Annotated in this window: 6 protein-coding genes and 2 pseudogenes; 6 read left to right on the top strand and 2 right to left on the bottom strand. The window is 67.9% G+C overall.

Annotated elements, in window-relative coordinates; translation table 11 throughout:
* The first annotated feature begins 114 nt into the window (after positions 1 to 114).
* From ACFYQ5_RS31450 to ACFYQ5_RS31425, 6 genes and pseudogenes are all read left to right on the top strand, one after another.
* Entirely contained in the window at positions 115 to 1,185 is a 1,071-nt protein-coding gene (locus ACFYQ5_RS31450; protein WP_389202487.1) for a Gfo/Idh/MocA family protein, read from the top strand.
* 669 nt (positions 1,186 to 1,854) lie between these two features.
* Entirely contained in the window at positions 1,855 to 2,037 is a 183-nt protein-coding gene (locus ACFYQ5_RS31445) for a substrate-binding domain-containing protein (protein ID WP_389202486.1), read from the top strand.
* Between the two features lie 40 nt (positions 2,038 to 2,077).
* Positions 2,078 to 2,401 (top strand): hypothetical protein, encoded by a 324-nt coding sequence (locus ACFYQ5_RS31440; RefSeq protein ID WP_389202479.1) that lies wholly within the window; start codon positions 2,078 to 2,080, stop codon positions 2,399 to 2,401.
* 675 nt (positions 2,402 to 3,076) lie between these two features.
* Positions 3,077 to 3,499, top strand: a pseudogene (locus ACFYQ5_RS31435) (transposase); the annotation flags it as partial.
* A 51-nt stretch (positions 3,500 to 3,550) separates the two neighbouring features.
* Positions 3,551 to 3,937, top strand: a pseudogene (locus ACFYQ5_RS31430) (LLM class flavin-dependent oxidoreductase); the annotation flags it as partial.
* A gap of 97 nt (positions 3,938 to 4,034) precedes the next feature.
* Complete coding sequence (locus ACFYQ5_RS31425) at positions 4,035 to 4,178, top strand: hypothetical protein (RefSeq protein ID WP_389202489.1); 144 nt, start codon at positions 4,035 to 4,037, stop codon at positions 4,176 to 4,178.
* A 42-nt stretch (positions 4,179 to 4,220) separates the two neighbouring features.
* Here ACFYQ5_RS31425 and ACFYQ5_RS31420 read toward each other — a convergent pair whose 3' ends face one another.
* Positions 4,221 to 4,811, bottom strand: coding sequence for an antibiotic biosynthesis monooxygenase (locus ACFYQ5_RS31420; RefSeq protein WP_389202478.1), 591 nt, complete (start codon positions 4,809 to 4,811; stop codon positions 4,221 to 4,223).
* Positions 4,812 to 4,838: 27 nt separating this feature from the next.
* Complete coding sequence (locus ACFYQ5_RS31415) at positions 4,839 to 6,278, bottom strand: aldehyde dehydrogenase family protein (protein WP_389202477.1); 1,440 nt, start codon at positions 6,276 to 6,278, stop codon at positions 4,839 to 4,841.
* Positions 6,279 to 6,417: the final 139 nt, after the last annotated feature.

Raw genomic sequence — 6,417 nt, 5'->3', positions numbered from 1 at the left:
ACACCCGCTGCAAGCCGTTCACCTGGACCAAGACCGCCGACCAGATCCTCGACAAGATCAAGCGTAAATAGACTTCAAGCACGCGACACTAGTGCCGATCGGGGTTGGGGCGGAATTGCTCACGTCCCGGCGCTGCAGGCGCTCGACGCGTTCCAGATCCGCGCCGTCAGTACGACTCGTATGGAGAGCGCGAACGCGACCGCTCGTCGGCTGGGCGCCGATCTCGCCTTCGACACACATGAGGCTCTGGCCGTGCGACCGGAGGTCGACCTGGTGGTGGTTGCGGTCAAGGTGCCGGAGCACAAGCAGATTGTTTCCGACGCGCTGGCCGCGGGCAAGATGGTTTATTGCGAATGGCCGCTCGCAAGAAACCTATCGGAGGCCGAAGCGCTGGAGGGGTTTGCCCGCGAGCGGCGGCTGCGGACGGTTGTCGGGTTGCAGGGCGGCCTGCACCCGCCGATCCTCTTCCTTCGCGACCTCATCGCGCAAGGCGTGATTGGCAAGCCGCTCAGCACGAGCATCCGAGCGCATTTGACCGACGACATGTGGGTCGGCCGATATGACCCGCCGGTCGAGTACATGGCTCACGCAAAGCATGGCGCCACGCTTCTGAGTATCATGCTCGGCCACGGGCTCGAACCGCTTGCGCGCGTGCTCGGCACGTTCGAGAGTCTGTCCGCCGTCGTCGCCAATCAGCGCGGTGACGGCGTCCGCCTCTCCGATGGCGCGTCGCTGCCGAAGGACGCGCCGGATGAGATCGTCGTCGCCGGCGTTCTCGAAGGCGGGATCGTCACTTCGCTGCACTACAGTGCCGGGCAGTCTGCCGGCTCGGCGACGGTATGGGAGATCCAGGGCACCGAGGGCAGTGTGCGTGTGGAGTCGGCGTCGGGCTACATCCATTTCACCGATTTCACCATCACGCTGCGCCGCGGCAGCGAGCCTGTCCAAGTGCTACAGGTCCCCCCCGCTTATGCGGCTCCTGACCTGCAACTCGACGCACCCGCAGCGGGGGTCGCCCGCCTCTACGCCCAGTTCGCCGCCGACCTCCGCGACGGAAGCGCCGATGCGTCGGATTTCGCGGTCGCACTCGATCGCCACCGGGTACTCGATGCGATCACACGGGCCGCTGAAACAGGTCATCGGCAGCATCTGTCCCGCCCCGACCGAATGAACTCCAATCTTTGAACCCGAAAGAGGCACTGCCGCAGGACCCGAGGAGATGGCGATCCGCGAGCTAACCCTGACTTGATCACACAGAGCTGACTCGCACCGTGTCGAAGAACTCTGCCGACCAGCGGGACCTCGCCCTCCATCCCTCTTCTTCAATGCGGCGCCGACTGCGTCGCTCGCCCACCGCTTCCCCCGCGCCGTGCAGCGCTCATCCGCATCGCCGAATCGTGCCCATGTGTGCCCCACGACGCGGGCTGCTCAGGTGGCATTCGACACCAGCTGGCCGCGAAGGCACAGCTGGCCGCTCATAGCGGCAATGCAGGCGTGGCGTGGCCATGCCTGTGCGTCTTCGGTCGGGATGATCCTCGAAGAGCCCGACGATCAAGACAACGATCGAGCGCAGCGCGATTCGGGACATTTATCCGCGGAATCGCACACGCGGTTCAGGGACATTTAGGGTCGGTCACCCCCCACTGCCGGGACATCTGTCCGCGGAATTTACAGTGTGACGGGCGCCAGCCGAACTTCGAGGAGTCGATCCAGGGGATCCAGGTGCCGGGAAGTTGGCCGCCGCAGAACGCCCGGACGCGATCTTCGGCTACTCCGACCTGCTCGCGATCGCCGTCATGCGTTCGACGTCGGCCCGCACGTGCCGCACGACGTCGATGTCATCGGCATTGACGCATCGAAGAAGGACGACACGCACGGCCGTCGCTCAGCACCGTCTCCCTCGACCTCCGCTTCATCGCCCATGAAGCGATCGCCCGCATCATCGCACGCATCGAATCCCCGGACGCTCCAGCCCAGCAGATCGTCGCGCCCCACGCCCTGACACCCGGGAGAGCACTGCGGGATGACAAGTCATAGCCGCCGGAGGACGTCGGCGGCGCCCGGTAGCGTCTGTGACATGCTCCGCAGGCAGCGCGTCGACGTGTTGGATGTCGCGCCGTTGAAATGGCCCGTCGCGTTCGTCGGGATCATGAGTGCGATCTCGGTGCTAGCGATGCTGATGATGGTGGCGCTCGTCACCGGCGCGATCGAGGACCTCAGCCGCTTCGGACCGACGCTCATCGACCTCGGCGGTGCGGCGGCGGACTCGCTCGGGTGGGGCTGGGGATCTACGCCACCGTGCTGCTCGGTTTCTATGCGCGGATCATCGCCGCGGTCGACAAGGGGACTCCTGGGCAAGCGAGCGAGGCGCGTCGTTCTGTCGCGATGTACAGCTTGCTGATCGCGTCGGTCCTGCTGTCGCCGGCGCTCGTGCTCGCTGTCATCGCCCGGGCCGTGGACACCGCGAGCCGCGGCGACCTGTTCGTCATCGTTCCGGTGAGCGTCGTCGTCTACGCGCTTGCCATCGAGATGGGGCGTTTCATCGTGTTCGATGCCGCGGAGCGGCAGGCCTCGGCGGAGTTAGCGATCGCAGCGGCCGAGGCGAAGCTGAGGCGATTCCCGGTGAGAACGGCGAGGCCCGGATGGCTTCTGCCGCTCACCCATGTCGTGTTCCCGGCCGTGGCAGTCGGGGTCACGACGTGGTTGCTCAACCGCGGCACTGCCGACGCAGCCATCGCGGCTGCGATCGTGGGGTTGACCGGCGGCATGCTGGCGCTTGGCGGGGTCGGCGCTGCCTACCTCTGGTACGACTCGCGAGGGCGAGAACGATTCGGCATCGTGATCCCGCTCGTGATGATCGTGCTGACGATGCTTCAGGGGGCGTTGGCACTCGCGCTCCGTCTGGGGTGGTCGGGAGTCGCGAGTGGCCTGTTGATCATCGTCGGCGGGTTTATCACGCTGCGGTATCCGAGGCGCTCTGCGGCTCGGCCTGTGACCTGGACGGTCAAGGCGTGGGCGCTGGCGAGCGTGCGCCGCTCGATCAAACGCGGTCGCGACCGGGCTCAAGCAGAGCGAGCTCCACACTGGCGCGGGACTGCTCACAGACCGCCAGCACGCGCGTCTCGAGGCGCTGTTCGCCATCTCCGAGCACGTCGAGGTCGAGGCGACCTGGGGCATCTACCAGCGCATGATCGCCGCTTACCGCGAGCCCGGCCGCTCCCTGGGGAAGAAGGCCATGCAAGCGGTGATCGACGCCCTCGCCAGCGGCGTCCCGGCCGCGCTCGTCGAGTTGCGCAAGCTCGGCCGCACTCTGAAGCAACGCGCCGCGGACGTCCTCGCGTTCTTCGACCTGCCCGGCATGTCCAACGGCCCGGCCGAGGCGATCAACAACCGCCTCGAACACCTCCGCGGCACCGCCCTCGGCTTCCGGAACCTGACTCACTACATCACCCGGCCGCTCCTCGAAGCCGGCGGATTCAGACCGCGACTACACCCCTGATTGCGAAGAGCCCTACATGACACGGACACGATTCCGTGGCAGCTGCGCACCATGCTCGACCCGTTCGTGGCGCTGAGCGTTGCCGCGAGCGTCACCGAACGGGTGATGCTGGGCACATCCACCCTCGTCGCACCCTGGTACTCCCCCTTGCTGCTCGCCCGGTCGCTGACCGGTGTCGACGTGGTGAGCGGGGGACGTCTCATCACCGGCCTCGGAACCGGCTGGTCGCCCGAGGAGTACCAGGGAGTGGGCGTTCCCTGGCAGGAGCGGGGTGCGCGGCTGGACGAGTGTCTGGACGTGCTGGAAGCCGTGTGGACCACCGAGCCCGTCGCGCGGCACGAGGGCAGGCACTACACCTTCCCCGCCGCCCACATCGGGCCCAAGCCGCTCCAGCGCCCCCGGCCCCCGATCTACCTGTCCGGCTTCGCCCCGGCCTCCCGACGCCGGGCGGCCCGCCGCGCGGACGGCGTACTTCCCGTCGCGGTGCCCGTGCATCGACGCCATCCTGAGGATCAACCCCACCACCGAGTCGACCGTGCCGGAGATCGCGGACATCATCCTCCGTACGGGAGACGAGACGGACGTCGACCACGTCTTCGTCGACTTCGTCCACCTGGCCGACCAAGGCGTGGACCAGGCCCTGGAACTGCTGCGTCAGACGATGGAACTGTCCCGCTGAAAGCCGAGCCGCAAGACGGCGCGGTCCGCCCCGAGGGCCGCGTCATCGCGTCGGTCCCTCGCGCGCGGTCGAGGTGGCGGCATAGAGCCAACGGCGCAGGACGAGGGTCACAGCCGGCATCATCAGATACGTCATCAACGTACTGAACAGCAGCGCGAGCATCAGCACCCGCGCCACAAGCGGCCAAGCACGGAGCGTCGGCCCCAAAAGACCGTTGCCGATCAGGGAGATCGGGAGTACGGCCGCGAAGGCGGCGAGCGCCATCTTCCACCGAGGCGGCGCCGTCGTGGGCGTGTCGTGCGCAGTGGTGAACAGGGTCTCCATTCCGGAGAGTTCGCGACGCGCCACCTCGCTCTGATGATGGCCCTCACAGTGGTCGAAAAGTGCGGCCCGCTCAGGTGACGTCGTCCAGTGCCGCGCGGCCTCCTGGTCGCGGAACCGGTGGATCAGAACCCATGGCCCGGCGGCCGTGGCAGGCCGGAACAACCCGTCCCCCAGGTGCCCGGGAAACGCTGAGGCGGTGTCGGTCACCCGCCCGAACCACTCCCGGAAGTCCTGCTCGTAGCCGGGTTCCACAACGCGCGCGGTCAGCAGGGTGACGTCGGCCGGGCCGACGTCGTCCGTCTCGGTCATCGATTCTCATTCCGCCGTCGAGAGCTGTCAGAGCTGCGGTGCCACATGCACGAGGTGCTTGGTCTCCTGGAACTCCTCGATCCCGCGGATGCCGTTCAGGCGGCCCACTCCCGACTGCTTGAAGCCGCCCTCCTCGAACTGGTCGTGGACCATGGCCCAGGTGTTCGTCCAGACGGTCCCGGCCTGCAGTTCGCGGCCGACGCGCAGGGGGCGGTCGACATCACGGGTCCAGATGCTCGCGGCCAGGCCGAACTCGGTGGCGTTGGCACGCGCCACGGCGTCGGCCTCGGAGTCGAACACCTCGAAGGTGGCGACCGGCCCGAACACTTCGCGCTGCACGATCGGCGAGGACACGTCGGCGACCTCGATCAGGGACGGGCCGAGGAGCGCCCGATCCCGCTTGCCCCGCACGAGGACGGTGGCGTAGTCGGCCGCGGCGGCCACGGTCTGTTCGACCCGTTGGGCGTTTCCTTCGTCGATCATGGCGCCCATCTCGCTGGCGGGGTCGTCGCCGGGCCCGACCCGGACCGTTTCGAGGGCGGCGACGAGCCGCCGCCGGAGTTCGTCGGCCACGCCGCGCTGGACCAGTACCCGGCTGCCCGTCATGCAGAACTGGCCCGCGAACATGGTGACGGCCTTGGTGAGCACGGGCATGACGGCGTCCAGGTCAGCGTCGTCGAAGACGAGCATCGGCGTCTTTCCGCCCAGCTCCATGGACAGCGTTTTCAGCGTCGGGGCGGCCTGTTCCATGATCACGCGGCCGACCGCGGTGGAGCCGGTGTAGCTGATCACGTCGACATCCGAGGAGGAGACGAGTTCCGGAGCCCCGGCGTTTCCGCTCTCGGTGAAGACGTTGAACACGCCCGGGTCCAGGCTCGGCGTGTCGGCGATGATCTCGCTCAGCACTCCGTTGACCAGGCCGGTCTGCGCCGGCATCTTCATGACCACGGTGCAGCCGGCGGCCAGGGCGGGTGCGAAGGATCGCGCCGAGAGGATGACCGGTGAGTTCCACGGCACGATCACCGCGGCGACGCCCGCGGCTTCGCGCAGGGTCATCGAGTACATGCCGGGCCGCACTTCCCCGGCCCTGCCGTGGTCGGTGAGGGTAAGCGCCGCGTGGTAGCGGAGTTTGGGGATGGTGCCTTCGACTTCGAGGGCCGCCTCGGCGAGTACTTTTCCGTTCTCCCGCGCAAGGAGGGTGATCAGTTCGTCCTTGCGGTGCTCGAGCCGGTCGGCCAGTTCGTGCAGCGCTGCCGCACGCCGGTGGCGGTCGCGGGGCCATGCGGTGGAGTCGAAGGCCCTTCGGGCCGCGGCCACGGCGGACCACGCCTCCCGCGCACCGCCGTCGGCGAAGGTGCCGAGCAGGCCGTTTGTCGCGGGGCTGCGTGACTCGCCGCGGGAGCCGGATTCCTGCCACTGCCCGTCGATGTAGTGGCGCGCGTGGGGCAGGGTTTCGGATGTGGGCATGAGGTGACCTCTCGTCATGCGTCGCACGGCGTTTCGCCGCGGGTCCGCGGGCCAACGTCAGCGACGCTACAAATCAGGGCCGGTGAGCGAATCGGGCGGGCAATCCGTCGTTTCCGCCGGAGGCGTCGTGCGCCCGCTC

The organism is Streptomyces sp. NPDC005794, from assembly GCF_042871445.1.
Taxonomy (GTDB): domain Bacteria; phylum Actinomycetota; class Actinomycetes; order Streptomycetales; family Streptomycetaceae; genus Streptomyces.
Note: the sequence above shows the minus strand (reverse complement) of the source record. Positions and strands in the feature narration are given on the sequence as shown.

Excerpts from the sequence above, each read along its gene's own strand:
- ACFYQ5_RS31440 (WP_389202479.1), top strand. The coding sequence starts at position 2,078 with ATGCTCCGCAGGCAGCGCGTCGACGTGTTGGATGTCGCGCCGTTGAAA.
- ACFYQ5_RS31420 (WP_389202478.1), bottom strand. The coding sequence starts at position 4,811 with ATGACCGAGACGGACGACGTCGGCCCGGCCGACGTCACCCTGCTGACC.
- ACFYQ5_RS31415 (WP_389202477.1), bottom strand. The coding sequence starts at position 6,278 with ATGCCCACATCCGAAACCCTGCCCCACGCGCGCCACTACATCGACGGG.